The 21825-nt window shown below is 68.9% G+C and carries 24 protein-coding genes and 1 other RNA gene; 8 read left to right on the forward strand and 17 right to left on the reverse strand.

All coding sequences use genetic code 11. The features are described from left to right. The first annotated feature begins 5 nt into the window (after positions 1 to 5). Both ACZ5CM_RS10020 and ACZ5CM_RS10025 read left to right on the forward strand, forming a co-directional pair. Positions 6 to 704 (forward strand): adenylate kinase, encoded by a 699-nt coding sequence (locus tag ACZ5CM_RS10020; protein WP_464638234.1) that lies wholly within the window; start codon positions 6 to 8, stop codon positions 702 to 704. A gap of 170 nt (positions 705 to 874) precedes the next feature. Further along, a complete protein-coding gene (locus ACZ5CM_RS10025) occupies positions 875 to 1375 on the forward strand; it encodes a flavin reductase family protein (protein WP_464638236.1) in 501 nt (166 codons plus the stop codon). Positions 1376 to 1401: 26 nt separating this feature from the next. On the opposite strand, the gene ACZ5CM_RS10030 is transcribed toward ACZ5CM_RS10025, so the two are convergent. The 6 genes from ACZ5CM_RS10030 to argS all read right to left on the reverse strand — a co-directional run bounded on the left by ACZ5CM_RS10030 (position 1402) and on the right by argS (position 7038). Further along, complete coding sequence (locus ACZ5CM_RS10030; protein ID WP_464638238.1) at positions 1402 to 1623, reverse strand: hypothetical protein; 222 nt, start codon at positions 1621 to 1623, stop codon at positions 1402 to 1404. Positions 1624 to 1694: 71 nt separating this feature from the next. Further along, a complete protein-coding gene (gene scpB, locus ACZ5CM_RS10035; RefSeq protein ID WP_464638240.1) occupies positions 1695 to 2348 on the reverse strand; it encodes an SMC-Scp complex subunit ScpB in 654 nt (217 codons plus the stop codon). Continuing rightward, complete coding sequence (locus ACZ5CM_RS10040) at positions 2348 to 3142, reverse strand: segregation and condensation protein A (protein WP_464638243.1); 795 nt, start codon at positions 3140 to 3142, stop codon at positions 2348 to 2350. Before ACZ5CM_RS10040 ends, scpB begins: the two co-directional genes overlap by 1 nt. Continuing rightward, positions 3126 to 4139, reverse strand: coding sequence for a beta-N-acetylhexosaminidase (gene nagZ / locus ACZ5CM_RS10045; RefSeq protein WP_464642569.1), 1014 nt, complete (start codon positions 4137 to 4139; stop codon positions 3126 to 3128). Before nagZ ends, ACZ5CM_RS10040 begins: the two co-directional genes overlap by 17 nt. Further along, on the reverse strand, positions 4136 to 5209 hold the full coding sequence (locus tag ACZ5CM_RS10050; protein ID WP_464638245.1) for an SPOR domain-containing protein: 1074 nt from the start codon (positions 5207 to 5209) through the stop codon (positions 4136 to 4138). The genes nagZ and ACZ5CM_RS10050 overlap by 4 nt, the downstream gene beginning before the upstream one ends. A gap of 83 nt (positions 5210 to 5292) precedes the next feature. Then, the gene (gene argS, locus ACZ5CM_RS10055) at positions 5293 to 7038 is read right to left on the reverse strand and encodes an arginine--tRNA ligase (RefSeq protein WP_464638248.1); all 1746 of its coding nucleotides are present in this window, start codon (positions 7036 to 7038) and stop codon (positions 5293 to 5295) included. A gap of 257 nt (positions 7039 to 7295) precedes the next feature. Here argS and ACZ5CM_RS10060 point away from each other — a divergent pair, with 257 nt between their 5' ends. The 4 genes from ACZ5CM_RS10060 to mmsB all read left to right on the forward strand — a co-directional run bounded on the left by ACZ5CM_RS10060 (position 7296) and on the right by mmsB (position 11782). Next, a complete protein-coding gene (locus tag ACZ5CM_RS10060; protein WP_464638250.1) occupies positions 7296 to 8420 on the forward strand; it encodes a carboxylate-amine ligase in 1125 nt (374 codons plus the stop codon). A gap of 289 nt (positions 8421 to 8709) precedes the next feature. Continuing rightward, positions 8710 to 9852 carry an acyl-CoA dehydrogenase family protein gene (locus ACZ5CM_RS10065; protein WP_464638252.1) on the forward strand — a complete coding sequence of 381 codons (1143 nt, stop codon included), beginning with the start codon at positions 8710 to 8712 and terminating at the stop codon, positions 9850 to 9852. 11 nt (positions 9853 to 9863) lie between these two features. Next, positions 9864 to 10913, forward strand: coding sequence for an enoyl-CoA hydratase/isomerase family protein (locus tag ACZ5CM_RS10070; RefSeq protein WP_464638254.1), 1050 nt, complete (start codon positions 9864 to 9866; stop codon positions 10911 to 10913). Further along, complete coding sequence (gene mmsB / locus ACZ5CM_RS10075; protein WP_464638256.1) at positions 10910 to 11782, forward strand: 3-hydroxyisobutyrate dehydrogenase; 873 nt, start codon at positions 10910 to 10912, stop codon at positions 11780 to 11782. The genes ACZ5CM_RS10070 and mmsB overlap by 4 nt, the downstream gene beginning before the upstream one ends. Positions 11783 to 12254: 472 nt before the next feature. Here the strand turns inward: mmsB and ACZ5CM_RS10080 are convergent, their stop codons facing one another. From ACZ5CM_RS10080 to gatC, 7 genes are all read right to left on the reverse strand, one after another. Beyond that, positions 12255 to 12941 (reverse strand): VIT1/CCC1 transporter family protein, encoded by a 687-nt coding sequence (locus tag ACZ5CM_RS10080; protein ID WP_464638258.1) that lies wholly within the window; start codon positions 12939 to 12941, stop codon positions 12255 to 12257. Positions 12942 to 13028: 87 nt separating this feature from the next. Beyond that, positions 13029 to 13196 (reverse strand): 50S ribosomal protein L33, encoded by a 168-nt coding sequence (gene rpmG, locus ACZ5CM_RS10085; protein WP_005630270.1) that lies wholly within the window; start codon positions 13194 to 13196, stop codon positions 13029 to 13031. Positions 13197 to 13338: 142 nt separating this feature from the next. Beyond that, positions 13339 to 13730, reverse strand: an RNA gene (gene rnpB, locus ACZ5CM_RS10090) — RNase P RNA component class A. Between the two features lie 140 nt (positions 13731 to 13870). Beyond that, positions 13871 to 14542, reverse strand: coding sequence for an N-acetylmuramoyl-L-alanine amidase (locus tag ACZ5CM_RS10095; protein WP_464638263.1), 672 nt, complete (start codon positions 14540 to 14542; stop codon positions 13871 to 13873). A 4-nt stretch (positions 14543 to 14546) separates the two neighbouring features. Further along, complete coding sequence (locus tag ACZ5CM_RS10100) at positions 14547 to 15188, reverse strand: hypothetical protein (RefSeq protein ID WP_464638266.1); 642 nt, start codon at positions 15186 to 15188, stop codon at positions 14547 to 14549. A gap of 34 nt (positions 15189 to 15222) precedes the next feature. After that, on the reverse strand, positions 15223 to 16710 hold the full coding sequence (gene gatA, locus ACZ5CM_RS10105) for an Asp-tRNA(Asn)/Glu-tRNA(Gln) amidotransferase subunit GatA (RefSeq protein ID WP_464638268.1): 1488 nt from the start codon (positions 16708 to 16710) through the stop codon (positions 15223 to 15225). 5 nt (positions 16711 to 16715) lie between these two features. Further along, positions 16716 to 17003, reverse strand: coding sequence for an Asp-tRNA(Asn)/Glu-tRNA(Gln) amidotransferase subunit GatC (gene gatC / locus ACZ5CM_RS10110; protein ID WP_464638271.1), 288 nt, complete (start codon positions 17001 to 17003; stop codon positions 16716 to 16718). Positions 17004 to 17265: 262 nt separating this feature from the next. Between gatC and ACZ5CM_RS10115 the strand changes: the two genes are divergently transcribed. Then, on the forward strand, positions 17266 to 17736 hold the full coding sequence (locus ACZ5CM_RS10115; RefSeq protein WP_464638273.1) for a VOC family protein: 471 nt from the start codon (positions 17266 to 17268) through the stop codon (positions 17734 to 17736). On the opposite strand, the gene ACZ5CM_RS10120 is transcribed toward ACZ5CM_RS10115, so the two are convergent. Then, complete coding sequence (locus ACZ5CM_RS10120; protein WP_464638276.1) at positions 17658 to 18482, reverse strand: C40 family peptidase; 825 nt, start codon at positions 18480 to 18482, stop codon at positions 17658 to 17660. The two genes, ACZ5CM_RS10115 and ACZ5CM_RS10120, sit on opposite strands and share 79 nt — an antisense overlap. 175 nt (positions 18483 to 18657) lie before the next feature. Here ACZ5CM_RS10120 and ACZ5CM_RS10125 point away from each other — a divergent pair, with 175 nt between their 5' ends. Beyond that, entirely contained in the window at positions 18658 to 19353 is a 696-nt protein-coding gene (locus tag ACZ5CM_RS10125; RefSeq protein WP_464638278.1) for a metal-dependent hydrolase, read from the forward strand. A gap of 124 nt (positions 19354 to 19477) precedes the next feature. Here the strand turns inward: ACZ5CM_RS10125 and ACZ5CM_RS10130 are convergent, their stop codons facing one another. Genes ACZ5CM_RS10130 through ACZ5CM_RS10140 form a run of 3 tightly spaced genes read right to left on the reverse strand, consistent with a single transcriptional unit; the run spans position 19478 to position 21747 of the window. Further along, the gene (locus tag ACZ5CM_RS10130) at positions 19478 to 20602 is read right to left on the reverse strand and encodes a glycerate kinase type-2 family protein (protein ID WP_464638280.1); all 1125 of its coding nucleotides are present in this window, start codon (positions 20600 to 20602) and stop codon (positions 19478 to 19480) included. Continuing rightward, a complete protein-coding gene (dtd, locus tag ACZ5CM_RS10135) occupies positions 20595 to 21044 on the reverse strand; it encodes a D-aminoacyl-tRNA deacylase (protein ID WP_464638282.1) in 450 nt (149 codons plus the stop codon). The genes ACZ5CM_RS10130 and dtd overlap by 8 nt, the downstream gene beginning before the upstream one ends. Positions 21045 to 21072: 28 nt before the next feature. Continuing rightward, positions 21073 to 21747: a nitroreductase gene (locus ACZ5CM_RS10140; RefSeq protein WP_464638285.1), complete on the reverse strand. Its 675-nt coding sequence runs from the start codon at positions 21745 to 21747 to the stop codon at positions 21073 to 21075. Between the last annotated feature and the right edge of the window lie 78 nt (positions 21748 to 21825).

A 21825-nucleotide genomic window follows, 5' to 3' on the forward strand; every position in this document is an offset into this window, starting at 1 on the left:
CGGCAATGGATGCTGTCGCGACGACACCGCCGGCGGTCCTGATCCTTCTCGGCCCTCCCGGGGCCAGGAAGGGCACGCAGGCGCGGATGCTCGAAGACCGGTTCGGGCTGGTGCAACTGTCCACCGGGGATCTGCTTCGGGCCGCCGTCGCGGCAGGCACCGAAGCGGGAAAGGCAGCCAGGGCGGTGATGGAGGCCGGCGAACTGGTTTCGGACGAAATCGTCATCGCCATCCTGCGCGACCGGCTGGCCGAGGCCGACTGCGCCCGCGGGGTGATCCTGGACGGGTTTCCCCGCACCACCGTGCAGGCCGAGGCGCTGGACGCGCTGCTGGCCGAGACGGGGCAGAGGATCAACGCGGCGATCAGCCTCGAGGTCGAGGACGCGGCGATGGTCGAGCGCATCTCGGGCCGCTACAGCTGCGCCGGTTGCGGCGAAGGCTGGCATGACAGCTTCAAGCGGCCCGCGACCGAGGGCGTCTGCGACAAGTGCGGCGGCACCGAATTCAACCGGCGCGCCGACGACAATGCCGAAACGGTGGCCAGCCGGCTGGCCGCCTATCACGACCGGACCGCGCCGCTGATCGCCTATTACCGCGACCGCGGGGTGCTGCATTCGGTGGACGCGATGGACGGGATCGACGCCATCGCCGACACGCTGGGCCGCATCGTGAACACCGTCATCGGGCAGAGGGCGCCGGCCTGACCGGCGCCTCCGGCGGCGAACCGGTACCGACGGCAGGGCGCGTGGGCACGGGCGCTCTTTCCTCGCGTGGCCGCCGTGACACGGGCCGCGCCGGCGGCTGCGGGCCTCGGGCATGGACAAAGCCGCGCGGCCGTGGCACCCCTTGGCGAACCTCAAACGCGCGCGACCCGATGACCAGCAAGACCATCATTCCCGGCCCCGACACCCAGAGGGCCTATCGCGAGGCACTGGCCTGTTTCGGCACCGGCGTGACGGTGGTCACCACCATGACACCGCGCGGGCCGCTGGCCATGACCGCGAATTCGTTCGCCAGCGTCTCGCTGGACCCGCCGCTGGTGCTGTGGTGCCCGGCGCGGTCATCGCTGCGCCATGATGCCTTCACCGCGGCCGAGCGCTTTGCCATTCACGTCATGGCCGAGGATCAGCGGGCGCTGGCCGCCCATTTCGCCGGGACCGGCGAGGATTTCACCGGCATCGACTGGCGCGAGAACGAAGACGGCCTGCCCGCCCTGGAGGGGTGCCTCGCACGCTTCGACTGCGCCCGTCACGCCGTCCACGAAGGCGGCGACCACTCGATCGTGGTCGGCCGGGTCCTGCGCGCCAGTTTCACCGCCGGCAGGGGGCTGATGTTCAAGCACGGCGCCTATGGCGGCTTCCGCCGTCACGACTGAGCACCTCCGCCCCTTCGATGCCGTCGTCAGAAACGGGTGAACCGTCTCACCAGCCGCGCCATCTGCCGGGCCTGGCGCGCGGTCTTGCGGGCCTGCGCGGCCTGTGCGCGGTCGGCTTCGGTCGGCGAGGACGCCGCGCCCCTGCCCTTCCTGCGGGCATGGGCCTCGATGCCGACATTGATCCCCGTGTTCACCGCCCGCCGCAGAACGCGGCGCAAGATCATGTTCACCAACCGGTTCGCACTCATCGCAGACCTCTCCTTGCTGCCCGGTGCGAGCGTAGCAGGAAATTGCGCCTATTTCACGGCAGCGGACGCGTTCAGCCTCCGAAAAGCTCGGGTTGCCCGGATTCGCCGTCATCGTCCTCGCCATCGCCGGTCTCGGCGGCCCCGAGCGGCGGACGGTTGTCCAGCAGGCCGGCGGCACGCAACTCCTTCAGCCCCGGCAGGTCGCGGGCGCTTTCCAGCCCGAAATGATCCAGGAACTGCGGCGTCACCACGAAGGTCACCGGCCGCCCCGGCGTCATCCGGCGCCGGCCGAAGCGGATCCACTCCATCTCCAGAAGCTGGTCGATGGTGCCCCGGCTGACCGAGACGCCGCGGATTTCCTCGATCTCGGCCCGGGTGCAGGGCTGGTGATAGGCAATGATCGCAAGCGTCTCGATCGCCGCGCGGGACAGCTTGCGGGTCTCGACCGTCTCCTTCTGCATCAGGAACCCCAGATCCGGCGCGGTGCGGATCGCCCAAGACTCGCCCACCCTGACCACCCGCACCCCGCGCCCCTCGTAACGGCGGCGCAGATGCGCCACCGCCTCGGCCGCGTCGCAGCCATGCGGCATCCGCGCCTCCATGTCGCTGATCGTCACCGGCTCGGGGCTGGCAAACAGCATCGCCTCGACCATGCGTTCCTGTTCGGCCATGGGCGGGGCCTCGAACAGGCTGTCGGTGCTGTCGTCGTCTTCGGGCCGGTGCATCAATGCCTGTCCTTCCTGCGCAGCTGGATGGGCGCGAACTGCTCGCTTTGCCGCATCTCGATCTGCCCCTCCTTGACCAGTTCCAGCGCCGCCGCGAATGTCGAGGCCGTGGCCGAGCGCCGCCGCGCCGGGTCGTCCCCCCAGCCTTCGGGCAGAAAGCCGGCAAGATCGGTCCAGCTGCCGGCATGACCGATCAGCGGGCGCATGCGCTCAAGCGCCTGTTCCAGCGTGAAGACCGAATCGCGGTCCATCTGGAGGGGGCGGAATTCGTCGCGGGTGCGGATGCGGGCATAGGCCTGCATCAGGTCGAGAAGCGTGGCCGTATAGCTTATGCGCCGGATGCGGGTCACATCCTCGGCCTGGCCGCGGGCGAAGAAATCGCGCCCCAACCGGTCGCGCGCCATCAGCCGGGCAGCGGCATCGCGCATGGCCTGGAGGCGCTCCAGCTGAAAGGCCAGATGCGCGGCCAGCTCCTCGCCCGAGGGGCCCTCCTCGGCCGGGTCCGGCGGCAGCAGCAGGCGCGACTTGAGGAAAGCCAGCCAGGCCGCCATCACCAGATAGTCGGCGGCCAGTTCCAGCCGCAACGCCCGGGCGCGCTCGACAAAGGCAAGATATTGCTGCGCCAGCGTCAGCACCGAGATCTTCCGCAGATCCACCTTCTGCGTGCGCGAAAGCATCAGAAGCACGTCCAGCGGCCCCTCGAACCCGTCCACATCGACGATCAGCGCCTCGGCGGCCAGCCTTTCGCTGACCGACATCCGGTCTTCCTGGAACTGGTCATCCGATCCCGTCATCCGACTGCCCGCACAAGAGACGGGAAAGTTCGGCCTCCGCCCCCGGAATGTCAAGCGGGCCGGGACGCGACCGGCGGGCCAGCGCGGCCTCGGCGCGGGCCTGGGCGGCGGGGGTCATGCGCCCGGCGGCCTCGGCCACGGCGGCGCGGGTGGCAAGATCGGCATTGCACAGCAGGACCACGTCGCAACCCGCCGCCAGCGCCGCCCGCGCCAGCGCCGCCCGGTCTCCCGCCAGCGCCCGCATCGACAAATCATCGGTCATCACCAGCCCGCCGAAGCCGATCGAATCGCGCACCAGCCCCATCACCGCTGGCGAAAGCGTCGCCGGCGCCGCATCGATCGCCTCAAAGACCACATGCGCGGTCATCCCCATCGGCAGATCGGTCAGCGCCCGGAAGGGGGCGAAATCGGTGGCCTCCAGCGCCTCGGGCGCGGAGGTCACATGCGGCAGATCTTCATGGCTGTCGGCGCCGGCACGGCCATGCCCCGGCAGATGCTTGAGCACCGGCAACACGCCGCCGTCGCGCAGCCCGTCGGCCACTGCGCGCGCCAGCGCCGCCACCGCGGCCGGATCCGAGCCGTAGCAGCGATCCCGCAGGAAGGGATGGGTGCCGGGAAAGGCCAGATCGGCCAGCGGCGCGCAGTTTCCGTCGATGCCGAGGTCGCGCAGCTCATGGGCGATGAGGCGATAGCGCAGATACATCGCCCGCCCCGCCTGCGCGCCCGCACGCGCCACGAAATCCAGCGCCGCCGGCCAGTCGCGGGCCAGCGGCGGGCGCAGGCGCTGCACCCGGCCACCTTCCTGATCGATCAGGATCAGACAGTCGCGCCCGACCGCTTCGCGCATTTCCGCACACAAAGCCCGGATCTGATCCGGGGATTCAAGGTTGCGCGCGAACAGGATGAAACCGAAGGGATCGGCGTCGCGAAACAGGGCCTTCTCGTCGGCGCTCAGCCGCGTCCCTTCGGCATCAAGGATCGTGGCGCCGAAGCTCACCGCAACACGACCGGGACGCATTCCGCGTTCTCGGCCTCGAGCGCCGCGCAGAAGCGCCGTGCATCGCCGAGGTCGTCGAACCCGGCCACGCGCAACCGGTAGAAAACCCGCCCGCCGCTGCTGGCCTTCTGCACCACACGCCGCTTGTCCTGCATGTAATCGCCGAACCGGGTGCTGACCCGCTCCCATGCGTCGCGCGCCAGTTCGGCGGTCTCGAAGGCACCGAGTTGCGCCAGCGCGGTGCCCAACGGCAACTCGCTGGCGGCGATCTCGACGGATGTCGCTTCCCGCAAGGCAGCGGCGATCGCCGCCGCCCGCGACGCGCTGTTCTCGGCCACCGCCACCGCCGGATGCGGCCGCGGCCGTGGGCGCAGCGAAACCTTGACGCCGGGCGCGGCCAATACCGCCGGAGAGATCCCGGCCCTGTCCACGACCGAAGCCTCGTCACGGGACGGGGCGGGGACTGCGCCGGTTGCCGCGGGCAGCGGCGCCTCCACCCGCATGGCCACGGGAGTGACCTGCCCGGCCGCCCCGCCCGCATCGGCAGAGGTATCGGCGGGGGTTCCGTCGCCGGGCGCATCCGCCCCGGTCAGGTTGCGCAGCAGCGCGGCAACCTCGCTGTCGGAGAGGCCCTGCACCGCCCCCCCCGTCGCCCCTTCGACCGCGGCCGTTGCCCCCGCCGCCGGGCGGCCGGGCACGGCGGCGGCCACGGGCACGTCCTCGGAGGTCAGCTCCACCGGCCGGGGGGCAAGGATCAGCCGCTCGGGCGGCGGTGCCGCACTGCCTTCGGCGGCGATCCGGTTCACCGCCAGCCCCTGGTAGTCCACCGCCTCTCCTCCCGGATCCTCGGGCTGGATCCGCATCGGCCCCTCAAGCGCGCGCACCACGGGCACGCCGCTTACGTCGCGCATCACCAGCCTGTAGCCCCACACGCCGACACCGATCACCAGCGCCAGCGACGTCAGGGCGCCGGCAATGCTCATCACCTGCCCGAGCGTGAGCCCCTCCCCGCGCGGCTGCGCGGGCGCGTGCTGCGGGCCGGGCCCGTCGGTATAGTCGATATTCGCCATGTGCGCCTCACTGCCCCGCATGCGGACGAACCGCACGCGATGGTGTCTGCCTGTTGCCTCGGGCCGGCGCTTCGGGCGAATTGTTACCGCATCTCCTGCGCCGGCTTGACGCCAAGAATACCAAGACCGGCGGAAATGACAACGGCCACGGCCCGGGCCAGCGCCAGTTTCGCCCGGCTGGTGTCCGCGTCGCCCTCCTGCAGGAAGCGCAGCTGGGGCAGGTCGTTGCCGCGATTCCACAGCGCGTGGAAATCCCCGGCCAGCTCATATAGGTAGAAGGCGACCCGGTGAGGTTCGTGGGTGCGGGCGGCAATCTCGACCAGGCGCGGCCATTCGGCCAGCTTCTTCGCCACGGCGATCTCGGCCTCATGCGCCAGCTTCGACAGATCGGCCCCGGCCAGCGCTGCATCATCGGCCGCCAGCCCCGCCTCGGCCGCCTTGCGCATGACGCTGGCCACCCGGGCATGGGCATATTGCACATAGAACACCGGGTTCTCGCGGCTCTGCTCCAGCACCTTGTCGAAGTCGAAATCCAGCGGCGCGTCGTTCTTGCGGGTCAGCATGTGGAACCGTGTCACATCGGCGCCGACCCGATCCACAACGTCGCGCAGGGTGACGAAATTGCCCGCCCGCTTGGACATCTTGAAGGGCGCGCCGTTCTTCCACAGCTTCACCAGCTGGGTCAGCTTCACGTCCAGCGGCACGCGCCCGTCGCTGAGCGCCGAAACGGCGGCCTTCATCCGCTTGACATAGCCGCCGTGATCGGCCCCCCACACATCCACCAGAACGTCGAAGCCGCGTTCGATCTTGTCCAGGTGATAGGCGATGTCGGGGGCGAAATAGGTCCAGCTACCGTCCGACTTCTGGATCGGCCGGTCCACGTCGTCGCCATGCGCGGTCGAGCGGAACAGGGTCTGCTCGCGCGGCTCCCAATCCTCGGGCTTCTTGCCCTTGGGCGGCTCCAGCACCCCGCGATAGATCAGCCCCTTCTCGCGCAGCCGCTCGATCGCCGCCTCGATCCGCCCCGTGCCATAAAGCGACTTTTCGCTGAAGAACACGTCCATCTCGACGCCCAGCGCCGCCAGGTCGGCGCGGATCATCACCATCATCTCCCGGGTCGCGAAATCGCGGATCTCCGCCAGCCACTCGGCCTCGGGCCGGCCGACCCAGGCGTCGCCCTTCATCTCGGCCAGCTTCTGCCCCACCGGGATCAGATAGTCGCCGGGATAGGTGCCATCCTCGAAGGCCACCTCCTGCCCCAGCGCCTCAAGATAGCGCAGATAGACCGACCGGGCCAGCACATCGACCTGCGCGCCGCCGTCGTTGATGTAGTATTCGCGCGTCACCTCGTAGCCCGCATACTCCAGCAGGCTGGCCAGCGCGTCGCCGAACACCGCGCCGCGCGTGTGCCCCACATGCAACGGCCCGGTGGGATTGGCCGAGACGAACTCCACGTTGATCCGCTGCCCCTGCCCCAACGCCGAACGCCCGTATCCGGCGCCCCCTTCCAGCACCGCCGCGACCACGCCCTGCCACACTGCCGGCGCCAGCCGCAGATTGAGAAAACCGGGACCCGCCACTTCGGCGCTTGCCACGCGCGCATCGGCGGCAAGGATCGGCGCCAGCGCCTCGGCAATGTCGCGCGGCCTGCGGCGGGCAGCCTTCGCCAGCACCATCGCCGCATTGGTCGCCATGTCGCCATGGGCCGGATCGCGCGGCGGCTCCACCGCCACGTTGTCGAAGGCCAGCCCCTCGGGCAGCTCGCCCGAGGATTGCAACTGGTTCAGCGCCCCGATCACGAGGCCCCGGATTTCGGCAAAAAGATTCATCTGATCGATCCCGTTGGTTCGCCGCGCGGTTTAGCACGGGCAGCGCCGAGGTCAATCGCACCCGCGCCCCGCCCCCTCCGACCCGGCATCACCCCTGCCCTTCCTCTTGCCCCAAATACTCCCGCCGGAGGCCGCGCGCACCGCGCGCGTCACACCCGGCCTGCAAAAGCACGCGATCTGTCGGATAAGGGCTTGGCATCCGCCAACCGGACCTGTTCACTGTCCCCGGCGGCCGGCCAGCAAACGGGAGGAGCGGCATGGCATCGGACTTCACCCTGGGGATCGAGGAGGAATACCTGCTGGTGGACCGCGACTCGCTGGAACTGGCAGTCGCGCCCGAGGCGCTGATGGCCGCCTGCCAGAGCGACCTGCAGGATCAGGTCAGCCCGGAATTCCTGCAATGCCAGATCGAGGTCGGCACCACGGTCTGCCGCGACATCGCCGCCGCGCGCGAGGACCTGCGCCGGCTGCGCAGCACCATCGCCCGCAACGCCGCCCGCTTCGGGCTGGCACCCATCGCCGCCTCGTGCCACCCGTTCTCGCGCTGGCGCGACCAGCACCACACCAACAGGCCGCGCTACAACGAGCTGCGCCGCGACCTGGGCTGGGTGGCCAAGCGGCTGCTGATCTGCGGCATGCATGTCCATGTGGGGATCGAGGAACGCGAGTTGCGCACCGACATCATCAGCCAGATGACCTACTTCCTGCCGCACCTCCTGGCGCTCTCGGCCTCGTCCCCGTTCTGGCAGGGCGACGATACCGGACTGGCCTGCTACCGGCTGACCATATTCGACAACCTGCCCCGCACCGGCCTGCCGCCGCGCTTTGCGTCATGGTCGGAATACGAACGCTCGGTGCAGGTGCTGATCGATCTCGGGCTGATCGAGGACAGCTCAAAGATCTGGTGGGACCTGCGCCCCTCGGCGCGCTTTCCCACCATCGAGGCGCGCATCTGCGACGTCTCGCCCCGGCTGGAAACCACCCTGTCCATCGCCGCGCTGATCCAGTCGATCACCCGCTTCCTGTGCCGCCTCAAGGCGGGCAACCAGCGCTGGCGCATCTACGACAACTTCCTGATCGCGGAAAACCGCTGGCGCGCGCAGCGCTATGGCATTTCCGAGGGGCTGATCGATTTCGGCCGGCGCGAGATCGTTCCCTTTTGCGAGCTCCTCTCCGAACTGCTGGAACTGGTTCGCGAGGATGCCGAAGCACTGGGCTGCACGGCCGAGGCCAAAGCGGCGTTGCACGTGGTGGAAACCGGCACCAGTGCCGATCGCCAACGCGCCGTCTGGCGCGAATCGCTCGAGGCCGAGAAGCCCCATGACGAGGCGCTGCGCGACGTGGTCCGCCACCTGATCGAGGAATTCCACGCCGATCTGTAGGCGGCGGGGGCGGTCGGCGAGGCGCGTGGCCGAGGCATGAACGTCCGGCGGGGGCTCTGCCCCCGAACCCCCGGAGTATTTTGGGCAAGAGGAACGGAGCATGGGGGTTGTTCACGCCCTTCCTGCCACGGCCGGAGATGCGTGCGGGTTCCGGCGTGCAGCCTGAAAGGCGCCTGTCCTTGCAGAATTGCCGCAAAACGGATTTGCGGGATTGTCACTTGCAGGCGCAACACTGCAAGAGGTAAAAAGAAACAGGCGTTCAATAACCATGTATCGAGGGGAGCGAGTCATGGATTTCGCACTGACCGAGGAACAGAGAGCCATCTTCGACATGGCCCATGCTTTCGGGCAGGACAATATCGCCCCCCACGCCCGCGACTGGGAAGCGCAGGGCACGATTCCGAAAGAGCTGTGGAAGCAGGTGGGCGAGCTGGGCTTCGGCGGGCTTTACGTGTCCGAGGAATACGGCGGCTCGGGGCTGACACGGCTGGACGCGACGCTGGTCTTCGAGGCGCTGGCCATGGCCTGTCCGGCGGTGGGCTCGTTCCTGTCGATCCACAACATGTGCGGCGGGATGATCGACAAGTTCGGCAGCGAAGAGACGAAACGCAAGTGGCTGCCCGACCTGTGCAGCATGGAAAAGGTGTTTTCCTATTGCCTGACCGAGCCGGGGTCGGGTTCGGACGCGGCGGCGCTCAGGACCCGGGCGGAGAGGACCGACGGCGGCTATCTGCTGAACGGGACCAAGGCGTTCATCTCGGGCGGGTCGTATTCGGACGCCTACGTGACCATGGTGCGCACCGGCGGCGACGGGCCAAAAGGCATTTCCACCGTGGTGGTCGAGGCCGGCACGCCGGGGCTGAGCTTTGGCGCGCTGGAGCAGAAGATGGGCTGGAAGGCGCAGCCCACCAGCCAGGTGCAGTTCGACGACTGTCTGGTGCCGGCTGACAACCTGATCGGCGAAGAGGGCAAGGGCTTTGTCTATGCCATGGCCGGGCTGGACGGCGGGCGGCTCAACATCTCGGCCGGGGCCCTGGGGGGCGCGCAGGCGGCGCTGGATGCGACGCTGGCCTACATGGGCGAGCGCAAGGCATTCGGGCGCACCATCGACCAGTTCCAGGGGCTGCAGTTCCGGCTGGCCGAGTATGAGACAAAGCTGCAGGCCGCGCGCACCTTCCTGCGCCAGGCGGCGTGGAATCTGGACCAGGGCGCGCCGGACGCGACCAAGTTCTGCGCCATGGCCAAGCTGATGGTGACCGACGTGGCCTTCGAGGTGGCCAACGGCTGCCTGCAGCTGCATGGCGGTTATGGCTATCTTGCCGATTACGGGATCGAGAAGATCGTCCGCGACCTGCGGGTGCATCAGATTCTGGAGGGCACCAACGAGATCATGCGCGTGATCATCGCGCGCCACCTGCTGGCCGAGCGCTGAAGGGGCAAGCCATGGCCGATATCGAAATCCATGTCACCGGCCGCGCGGGGCGGATCACCTTCACCCGGCCGAAGGCGCTCAATGCCATGTCCTACGACATGTGCCGGGCGATCGATGCCGCCATGCGCAACTGGCACGATGACGACGCGGTGGATCTTGTGGTGATCGACGCCGAGGGCGACAAGGCCTTCTGCGCCGGCGGTGACATTGCCGAGCTCTATGAGACCGGGCGCGCCGGCAACTACGATTACGGGCGCGGATTCTGGCGCGACGAATACCGGCTGAATGCCTATATCGCCGAATATCCCAAGCCGGTGGTCAGCTTCATGCAGGGCTTTACCATGGGCGGCGGGGTCGGCATCGGCTGCCATGCCGCGCACCGGGTGGTGGATGACGATTCGCGCATTGCCATGCCCGAATGCGGCATCGGGCTGGTACCGGATGTGGGCGGCTCTCTGCTGCTGGCCCGCGCCCCGGGGCGGCTGGGCAGCTATCTGGGCCTGACCGGGGCACGGATGGGACCAGGGGATGCGATCCATGCGGGCTTTGCCGATCATTACATCCCACGCGCGCAGTGGCGAGACCTGATCGAGATGCTGGAGGCCAGCGGCGACGTCTCCCACGTGGCCGCCCACGCGAAAACCCCGCCGGCGGCGCCGATGGCTGCCCAACGGGCCGAGATCGACCGGCTGTTCGCAGCCGACTCCCTGGGCGGGATCCTGACTGCGCTGGAGGCCGATGGCGGCGAGATGGCGCAGCAGGCGCTCAAGGCCACGCGGCGCAACTCGCCGCTGTCGATGGCCTGCACCATCGAGATGCTGCGCCGCCTGCGCGAGCCCGGAGCCACGCTGCGCGATGCGCTGAAGCTGGAGTTCCGCTTCACCTGGCGGGCGATGGAGCACGGCGATTTCCTCGAAGGCATCCGCGCGGCGATTATCGACAAGGACCGCAACCCGGCCTGGCAGTTCGCGGACATGAAGGTGCCGGAAAGTGCGGTGGAGCAGATGCTTGCGCCGCTGGGGACGGACGGGCTGACATTTCCAGAGGAGGATACCCCATGAAGATCGGATTCATCGGGCTGGGCAACATGGGCGCGCCGATGGCCGCCAACCTGACCCGAGCCGGCCACGAGGTGACCGGCTTCGACACCGTGGACGTCACCGTGGAGGGCGTGAAGAAGGCCGCCAGCGCAGCCGAGGCCGCGCGCGGGGCCGAGGTGGTCATCACCATGCTGCCCAACGGGAAGATCCTGCGCAGCGTGGCCGACGAGATCATCCCGGAAATGGAGAAGGGCGCGGTGTTCCTGGACTGCTCGACGGTGGACGTGGACAGCGCCCGCGCCGTGGCAGAACAGGCCGCCGGGGCGGGGATCCTGGCGATGGATGCGCCGGTCTCGGGCGGCGTGGGCGGGGCCAGCGCGGGCACGCTGACCTTCATGGCCGGCGGGCCGGAGGAGGCCTTCGAGAAGGTGAAGCCGCTTTTCGACGTGATGGGACAGAAGGCGGTTCATTGCGGCGGGGCCGGCGCCGGTCAGGCGGCCAAGATCTGCAACAACATGATCCTGGGCGTGACCATGATCGCCACCTGCGAAGCCTTCGCGCTGGCCGACAAGCTGGGGCTCGACCGGCAGAAGATGTTTGACGTGGTGTCCACCTCGTCGGGCTATTCCTGGACCATGAACGCCTATTGCCCGGCGCCGGGGGTGGGGCCTGAATCGCCTGCCGACAACGACTACAGGCCGGGATTCGCCGCCGAGCTGATGCTCAAGGATCTGCGCCTGAGCCAGCAGGCCGCCGAAAGCGCCGATGCAGACACCCCGATGGGCAGGCTGGCCGAGGCGCTCTATGCTCGTTTCGTCGAGGAAGAGGACGGGGCGGGGCGCGATTTCAGCGCCATGCTGCCCAGATTCGAGAAACGGCACCGCGGCTGAGCCGCAACCGCCGCCGCGAGGGACATGTTTTCGGCCCGCCCGACATCTTGCGAGCAGGGGCTCTGCCCCTCTTGGCCTGCGGCCAATTCACCCCGGAGTATTTGGGGCAAGAGGAAGGGAGGAGATGTTGCATCCTTCCCCTTGCATGGCCATCGGCGCTCCCGCCTGTGCCGCGGGCCGGAACGAGCCATCAAGGTCAAGAAACCGTTTCTTCTTCTTGCCGGAAATACTCCAGGGGAGTCGCGGCTTGCCGCGACGGGGGCAGAGCCCCCGAACCCGCCTGCATCGGGATCGGGTGTCCTTCTGATGCCAATAGCGTAGGCGGGGGAGCCTGTCGGAGCCCGGATCGACGGAAGGCAGCCTCCGCGACCGGGCGTCATGACAGTTTCCGCTACCCTGAGGCCGGGACAATCGGGGAAATGCCCGTCAGAGGATCGGGGCTGGATGCGAACGTCCTCACGGGGCTCCGCAGCTAGAGCGTCACGCCGAAGATCCGGCCCAGGCCTGCGGTCACGGTCATGGCAACCACGCCCCAGACAACGATGCGGGTAACCGCCGGGCCGCGCGGGGCGCCGCCCAGCCATGCGCTGGCCAGCCCGAGCAGTGCAAGCGCCAGCAGCGAGACACCCGCCAGAACCGCTATTCCCCCCCCTTGAGGGGCAAGGAAGGCGCCGACCACCGGCAGCGCTCCGCCAAGGGCGAAGCTCACTGCCGAAGCGAAGGACGCCTGCCCCGGATTGGCCGCGGCCATCTCGGTCAGGCCCAGCTCTTCGCGGGCGTGGGCGTCCAGCGCGTCATGTTCAGTCATCTCGTGCGCGACCTCCCAGGCGAGCTCTTCCGAGACGCCACGCCCCATCAACCCCTGGGCAAGCTCTTCCAGCTCGTATTCCGGGTCTTCTTCCAGTGCCCGCAACTCGCGCGCCAGGTCAGCGGCCTCGGTGTCGCTCTGAGCGGAAACCGATACGTATTCCCCGGCCGCCATCGACAGCGCCCCGGCAGTCAGGCCGGTCAGGCCGGTGAGCAGGATGCCCGTGCGGTCGACACCGGCGGCGGTCACGCCGACCAGCAGGCTCGCGGTCGAGATGATGCCGTCATTCGCGCCCAGAACGGAGGCCCGAAGCCAGTTGCTGCGATTGATGAAATGTCCGTCCCGAGGCATGGCTGCAATTGCGTTCCGAGTGCGGGATGAGTGAATGAAAAGGGCCACGCGCGATGCGTGGCCCCGGATATTCCGCTTTGGCTCAGATCACTTGATCTTGCCTTCCTTGTATTCCACATGCTTCCGGGCGACCGGGTCGTATTTGCGCACGGTCATCTTCTCGGTCATGGTCCGGGCGTTCTTCTTCGTCACATAGAAATGGCCCGTTCCCGCGGTCGAGTTCAGGCGGATCTTGATGGTCGTCGGCTTCGCCATGGGTCGTCTCCTGCACCGGGCGCGGCGCGGCCCGTGAAATTCCTGTGAGGCCCGCCTTTTACGCGCTCTGCGGCCCGAGTCAACGGGAAATCGCCAGTTTCACGCCCTTCCCCGCCCGCGCCGGGCGGAGGCAGAGCGGAACATGCGCGGAGGGCCTGTAAGCCGGATTCTGTTCCGGGGTCGCCCCCTTCGATGACCATTCCTCTGCGACGCACGTCGCCGCGCGCCTGATGCTGCCAACCCGACCCCCCGGCTGAAGCGGGCCTTGCGGCGGTTTCCCTCGCGGGACCGTTCCGCGCGGGGGTCCTATTCGGCATTGCTCCCGGTGGGGCTTGCCGTGCCGCCCCTGTTGCCAGGGGCGCGGTGGGCTCTTACTCCACCGTTTCACCCTTGCCGCGCAGCGCGCGGCGGTCTGTTCTCTGTGGCGCTTTCCGTCGGGTTTCCCCGCCCGGGCGTTACCCGGCACCGTCGCTTCATGGAGTCCGGACTTTCCTCTCTGGCGGGGTCCGCCAGAGCGGCCATCCGGCCCTCCGCGCAGGGACGACATAGGGCGCAGTGGCGGTTTTCGCAAGCGCCGCGCGTGGGGGCATTGCCCGGCAGGGAAGGAGAGGTCGCGGATCGCGCCGCGGGCGCGATGCCTCCGGCGGGAGTATTTTGGGCAAGAGGAAGGGGGATCAGGCGGGCTGGCGGGCGGCGGCGCCCTGCACTGCCGCCATGTCGGCGGGGCAGAGCGCCCCCCTGCCCCAAGGGCGCAGGCGCAGGCGCACGGCGGCCAGAAGCGCGGCATCCGTGCATGGGGCGGTGAAGCCGGCGCGGCGGGCCAGCCGCCGGAAGCGGATCGGGTCGGGCGGGGATTCGGGGGCCGGCTGCGGGTGCAGCGCCAGGCGGGAGCGGGACAGGCGGACCCAGTCGAAGCGGGCTCCGGGGTCGTGCTTGCGCCCTGGCGCCATGTCGGAATGGCCGATCACGTGCCCGGGGTCGATGTTCCATCGTGCCATGATGTCGCGCAGGAGCGTTTCCAGCGCCCGCATGAGCGGTTCGGAAAAGGGGTGATCTCCGCGATTGTCCAGTTCGATCCCGATGGAGCGCGAATTGATGTCACTCTGGCCGTGCCATTCTCCGGCGCCCGCGTGCCAGGAGCGCATGTCTTCTTCGACCATCTGCCAGATCGTGCCATCAGCGCCGATCAGGTAGTGCGCCGAGACCTCTGCATCGGGGTCGCACAGCCGCGCGAGCGCGGCCTGTGCGCCGTCCATCGCGGTATGGTGGATGACGACCAGAGAGGGCTTCAGCCCGTCCCGGCGCGGGCCGAAATTCGGGGAAGGGTGCCAGCGCACCGCCACCATGCTCTCAGTTCCGCGCGGCCTGGCGGAGCGGCGTCGGATCCCATCCGCAGGCGAAGCCGTCGCCATCGGGGTCAAGCCCGTAGCGGTCGCGCTCGGGTCCACCGGCGGCAAGAAAGGCGAGCTGGGCCTGCTCGGGCGAGGGATATTTCGCGCAGTTGCGCTGCGCCTCGGCCTCGAGATCGACGCCGGAGCGGGAATGGATCCGCTCTCCCACCCGGTTCGAGGTGGACAGGGCGTAGCGGGCGAGGATCGGGGGGGTCTGTTGAAGATACGCACCGCTTCCGGTCGCCGCCCCGGATGTCGGGGCCGGCGGCAGACCCAGCGCCGCGGCGGTCTGGCGGGCAATGTCCTCGGCGCTCGGGTCCGGTCCGGTTGCCGTCGCCACCGCGCCCGAAGAGGCCGAAACCGCCTGCGCCGGCGTGACCGCGACCGGTTGTGCCACTGTCACCGTCTCGGATGACAGGACCACGGGCGGCACCAGCGGCTCGCCGGTGACGGTGGTGCCGTTCGTCAGCGCCGCTTCGCGCGCGCGCCGGGCCTGCGGCGAGTCGTCGAAACCGACGCTTGCACCGCTGTCGGGAATGGCCGGGGTGCAGGCCCCGAGAATCCCGAGCAGAATGACCGCGTGATGTGTCCTCATCTCCATCGCCCGTCGCCGGCAGGTCCGTTCGCGGACAGGACTACCACCATCTTGCCGGCTTCGCCACAAATCCGGCGGCGCTTTCCAGCACCTGGGCGGTGTTGAGCAGCTCGCCTTCCGCCCAAGGGCGTCCGATCAGCTGCAGCCCCAGCGGCAGCCCCTGCCCGTCCTGCCCCGCCGGCACCGAGATGCCCGGCAGGCCGGCAAGGTTCACGGTCACGGTGAACACGTCGTTGAGATACATCTGCACCGGGTCGGCCTGCGCCATCTCGCCCAGCGCGAAGGCGGCCGAGGGGGTGGCGGGCGTCAGGATCGCGTCCACGCCCTCGGCAAAGACCGTCTCGAAGTCGCGCTTGATCAGCGTGCGGACGCGGCGGGCGCGGTTGTAATAGGCATCGTAGAACCCGGCCGAGAGCACATAGGTGCCGATCATCACCCGGCGCTGGACCTCTGCGCCGAAGCCTTCGGCGCGGGTCTTTTCATACATCTCGGTGATGCCGTCGCCCTCGGCCAGCTTCGCCCGGTGGCCATAGCGCACCCCGTCATAGCGGGCGAGGTTGGAGGACGCCTCGGCCGGGGCGATAACGTAATAGGCCGGCAGCGCATATTTCGTGTGCGGCAGGGAAATATCCACGATCTCGGCGCCCGCGTCGCGCAACATCTCGGCGCCCCTGGCCCAGAGCGCCTCGATCTCCGCCGGCATCCCCTCCATGCGGTATTCCTTCGGAATGCCGATCTTCCGGCCGCGGATGTCGCCGGTCAGCGCCGCCTCGAAATCGGGCACCTCGATTTCGGCCGAGGTGGAATCCTTCGGGTCAGGCCCGGCCATGGCGGTCAGCATGATCGCCGCATCGCGCACCGATTTCGTCATCGGGCCGGCCTGGTCCAGCGAGGAGGCGAAGGCCACGATCCCCCAGCGCGAGCAGCGCCCGTAGGTGGGTTTGAGCCCGACGATGCCGGTAAACGCCGCCGGCTGGCGGATCGAGCCGCCGGTGTCGGTGCCGGTGGCGGCAAGGCACAGATCGGCGGCCACCGCCGCGGCCGAGCCCCCCGACGAGCCGCCCGGCGTCAGAGGCGCGTCGTCCCCGGCGCGGCGCCAGGGGCTGATGGCGTTGCCATAGACGGAGGTCTCGTTGGACGAACCCATGGCGAATTCGTCCATGTTGAGCTTGCCCAGCATCACCGCGCCGGCCTCCTGCAGCTGGCGGGTGACGGTGGATTCGTATTCGGGGCGGAAACCTTCCAGGATGCGGCTGGCCGCCTGGGTCGGGACGCCCTGGGTGCAGAACAGATCCTTGATGCCGATGGGCAGGCCGCACATGGCCGGCGCATCGCCCTTGCGCAGTCGCTCATCGGCCGCGCGCGCCCGTTCGAGCGCGATTTCGGGGGTTCTGTGGACGAAGGCGTTGAGCGCGCCTGCCTCGTCGATCGCGCTCAGGCAGGCCTCGGTCAGCTCGACGGAGGTGATCTCGCCCTTGCGCAGCAGCTCGCGGGCCTCGGCTAGCCCCAGTTCGTTCAGCTTGCTCATCCTGCTCATTCCACCACTTTCGGGACCGCGAAGAAGCCCTCGCGCGCATCGGGGGCGTTGGCGAGGATCTTCTCCTGCATGTTGCCGTCGGTCACCACGTCGGCGCGGCGCTTGAGCCGCATCGGCGTGACCGAGACCATCGGTTCGACCCCTTCGACATCCACCTCGTTCAGCTGCTCGATGAAGCCGAGAATGGCGCTGAACTCGGCCGCGAGCGCCGGCAGCGCATCCTCCTCGACCCGGATCCGGGCCAGTTTGGCCACCTTGGCGGCGGTGTTTTCGTCAATCGACATCGGGGCAACCCTCTTTGTTCTCGCCTGCGCGCGCGTCAGGGGGCATTTACCCCCGCACCGCGCAGGTCGCAAGCGCTTCGCGCGGAAGGCGGGCGGCGGGCAGGCAGGGGGCGCTGCCCCCGTCGCCCTGGCGGGCGACTCCCCCGGAGTATTTGGAGCAAGAGGAAGGGGCGGCGCGGCGGGAGCGCTTGCGCTGCGGGGGCGGGGTGGGGCATGGTGGGCGGGAGATTTCCCGCACTGCCCGTCAATTTCCGGAGATGCCATGAAACTGAAGCTGCATCACGTCAACCTCGTCACCGACAACGTGGAGCGGATGGAGGCGTTCTATCGCGACGTGCTGGGGCTGGAGCGGCAGGAAAGCGGCCTGCCGGTGCTGGAAAAGCGCCGCGGCTATGCCGGCGACGTGGCCTTCGTCTCCGATGGCGCGATCCAGACCCACCTGGCCCAGCGCGACGCGCTGGCGGCGTTCCGGGCGGGGCAGGTGGTGAACCCGGTCAGCCATGGCCATATCGCCTATCGCACCGATGACCTCGCCGCGTTCCGGCGGCACTTGAAGGAAATGGGCATTCCCTATTCCGATTGGGGCAACCGGGCGGTGCGCGGCTGGCACCAGATCTTCTTCTACGATCCCGAAGGCAACGTGATCGAGGTGCATCAGGTGCAGCAGGAGGAAGAGGGGGAAGGCGCGCAGTCGGCCTCATCCTCGGAATCATCCCAGGTGAGGGCGCGATAATCGAAGCCCCCCTCGATCGTCGGCTTGACTACCCGGAACCATGGCGAAAGGTCGAAGTCGCGCGGCACGAACAGCGAATGGTGACGGATATGCAGGATCTCGCGCCGGGCATGGTCGCCGTCGGCACCCTCGACCCGCAGCTGCGGCAGGATCGGGTAGCGGATCGACTGGAACGCCTGCGCGATCAGCGACGAGCAGATCGCCCGGGTCGGATCGCCCGACCCCACCGCCAGAAGGCGCCGGCGCCAGCGCACCGGCACCGGCGGGGTCGGGAAGAAGAAGCGCAGAAGATCGAAGACGTTGCGCATGTCGTAGCCCAGACCGATCCGGTCGACCATGAAGGAAGCCACCCTTTGCCGGTCGGCATCGGTCAGCCCCACCGGACGGCAGATCCGGGTATTGTAGGTGCGGTATTTCGAGAGCGGCACGGCGACGCATCCCTCGCCGAGGTTGACCTCGATCAGCCGGGGGCGCTCGCCGCCGTCCGCCGGGACCGGCAGCACGTCGCCCACATAAAGGGCGGCATGCGACCAGGTGGACTGGGTGAGATACTTGACCGCGGTCGAGATGCGCTCGTTGCCCTCGACCAGAAGCACGTCGCCGGGCCGCATCACCCGCCTCAGCGTGTCGAAATCGGACGGGGTGAAGGGGCGGTAGCCCGAACATTCGCACCGCAGGCGGGTGGCAAGCCGATGCCCGAGCCAGTCGAGGAACCGGTCGAGCATGGTATCGTTGCGTTCGGTCATCCGTTCTTCCCCTCTCCGAGAGTGCCGGATCGCGCCCGGGGCAGCAAAAGCAAATGCGGCATCGCACGGAAAAATGATCGGCGACGCGGGGAGAACGGGCATCGCCGGGCGCCTCCGGGCATGGATTTCCGCTCGCGTGGTGATAGGTTCGCCCCGTACGGAACAGGAGGACGACATGAGGATCACCTGGCTAGGGCATGGCAGTTTCCGCATCGAAGCCGGCGACAGGGTGCTGCTGATCGACCCGTGGCTGACCGGCAACCCGGCACTGCCCGAGGACCGGCACGAAGAAGCGGTGGCGGGGGCCACGCATGTTCTTCTGACGCATGCGCATTTCGACCACATGGCGGATATCGCCGCGATCTGCGCCGCGCAGGGCATCCCGGCGGTGGGCCAGTACGACATGATGACCCACCTGGCCGAGACGCAGAAGATCGAGACCGTCGGTTTCAACAAGGGTGGCACGGTCGATCTGGGCGGCGGGGTGCAGGTGAGCATGGTGAACGCGGTGCATTCCTCGACCCGGGCAAGTGATGAAGGGCCGCGCGCGGGCGGGTCGGAATGCGGTTTCATGATCCATGCCGAGGGGCATGTGGTGTATCATTCGGGCGATACCGACATCATGGCCGACATGCAGTGGTTCGGGGAATATTACCGGCCGGATGTGGGGATATTGTGCTGCGGCGGGTATTTCACCATGGACATGGCCAAGGCGGCCTGGGCGGCGAAAAGGTACTTCGACTTCAAGGTGGTGATTCCCGGCCATTACCGCACCTTCCCGATCCTCGCCCAGTCGGCGGAGGAGTTGAAGACCGCCCTGCCCGGGGTGGATGTGCGCACGCCCGAGGTGATGGGGTCGATCGAGATCTGAGTTGGCGGGGGATGATGAAGGGGGCTCTGCCCCCTCCTGGCCCGTGCGGGCCAGTTCACCCCCGGGATATTTCCGGCCAGAAAAAGGGGCGGGCCGGGGCCGGGGCGGGGGCACCGGCGTGGTATCAGCGGCGTACGGCCACAAGCAGGTCCATCACGTTCGTTCCCGTGGGGCCGGTGGTCAGGAGGTCTCCGCGCGCCTCCAGCCAGCTGCCCGCATCGGCCGCGGCCAGGGCCGCGTCCGCCCCCGCCCCCCATGTGCGGCCATCGATCACGCCGCCCGCCGCATTCGTGGGGCCGTCGGTGCCGTCGGTGCCACCCACGACCACCGCCAGCCCCTGCACGCCGGCGATCTCGCGCGCCAGCGCCAGCGCCAGCGCCTGGTTGCGCCCGCCCCGGCCGGGGTTTTCGGGCAGGATCACCGTCGGCTCTCCGCCCAGCACGATGACGCCCCGCCCCATGTCGCGCAAGCGCGGGCCCCAACGCGCGGCCAGGGCGTACAGGTCGTCATGCAACGCCTCGCAATTTTCCAGCACCGCCAGCCCGCGAAGGCGGGCGGCATCGGCCACCGCACCCCGGGCGATGGCGTTGGAGGCCACGATCCTCGCAGTGTATTCGAAGCGCGCGGCGGCGGGGGCCGCGCCGATCCCCGACCCGATCACCGCGATATCGTCGCCCGGCACGTCCGAAATCGCCAGCACCGTGACCCGCGCGCCCCGAAACCGGGCGAGCAGCCCCCCCCCCTTGATCCGCGACAGCCTGCGCCGCCGAGCGTTCATGGCCGCGATGTCGAGCCCGGCCCCGAGCAGCCGGCGGTTCAGCGCCGCGATATCGGAAAGCGTTGCGCCGGGGACCGGGTCCTCGGCCAGCGACGAAGCCCCGCCCGAGACCAGCAGCAGCAGGCGCGAACCCGGCGGCATCGCCTCGACCGCCTCGCGCAGGGCCTGTCCCGCAGCCAGGCTGCGCGCGTCCGGCACCGGGTGGGCGGCCTCGATCAGCCGCGCCCCCTCCGGCAGGCCTGCGCCATGCCCATCCTTGGTGACCACCAGCGCAGGCACCTCGCCGAAGCGCTCGAGCGCGGCCCGCGCCATGCTGCCTGCGGCCTTGCCCACGGCAAGGATCAGATCGGGCGGCGCGGGGGCGTCCCATGCGCCCTCGGCAAGGGCGGCGCGCGTGGCAGCGTGGCCCTCCACCGCCGCCACGCCCGCGCGCCACAGCGCCACGGCCAGGCTGCGGGGGGTCTCAGCCATCAGGGGTGATCTCCATCCAGATCGTCACCGGCCCGTCATTGACCAGTTCCACCGCCATGTCGGCGCCGAAACGGCCGGTTTCGACCGGCACGCCCTGCGCCGCAAGCCGGGCTGCGAAATGGCGGTAGAGCCGCTCGCCCTCGGCCGGAGGCGCGGCGGCGGAGAAGCCCGGGCGGTTGCCGCGCGCGGTATCGGCAGCCAGCGTGAACTGGCTGACCACCAGCGCCCCCCCGCGCATGTCCAGCACCGATCGGTTCATCTTGCCTGCCTCGTCCCTGAAGATCCGCAGTTTCGCGATTCGGGCCGCAAGCCGCTCGGCCTGGGCTTCGGTATCGCCGGCCATGGCGCAGACGAAGACCAAGAGGCCGGGGCCGGTGCGGCCGATCACTTCTCCGTCCACGCAAACGCTGGCGCGGGTGACACGCTGGATCAGGGCGCGCATGTCGGGCTCTCCCGTTCTTGCCGGCGGATCATTCCCGCCAGTCCGTGATGTCATCGACCGCGGCACGATCGGTGCGAAAGCCGTTGGCCGGGTGGTGCGCATCCTCGTAGCCGAAGGAGATGGCGCACAGGATCAGCCGGTCGTTGCCGATGTCGAAATGCTCGTGCAGGAAGGGCGCGAAAGCCGCCACCGCAGCCTGTGGAATCGTGGCCACCCCGGCCGCCTGCGCCGCCAGCGTGAAAGCGGTGATGAAACCGCCGCAATCCATCACGCCATAGGGGCCGAGTTCGGCCGGGCTGGACAGGATCGCGCAGTGCGGCGCGCCGAAGAGGTTGAAATTCTCTTTCATCTGCCGGGCCGAGCCCGCCCGGTCGCCCTTCTTCACGCCCACCGCGTCGTATAGCTGCCAGCCACAGGCGCGGCGCCGGTCGAGATAGACGCCGCTATAGCCCGAGGGAAAGGGCATGTCGGGCGCGCTCGTGCCCTTTTCGGCCTGTGCGCGCAGTGCCTTGCGCAGCCGTTCGGTTTCCTCGCCCGAGGTCACGACGATCTGCCAGGGCTGGGCGTTGCACCAGGACGGCGCCCGGCGCGCGGTGGCGATGATCTGCGCGATCACGGGGCGCGGTACCGGGTCGGGACGAAAGCCGCGGCAGGAATGACGCGCCGCGAAAAGCGCGTCGAGATCGGTCGGTGTCACGGGCATCGGGCCGGTTTCCATGTCATGTGGCGGGCGGAGGATGACGGGGATGCGACATGAACGCAAGGGGACTTGAATGGCCGC

The organism is Piezobacter thermophilus, from assembly GCF_055386745.1.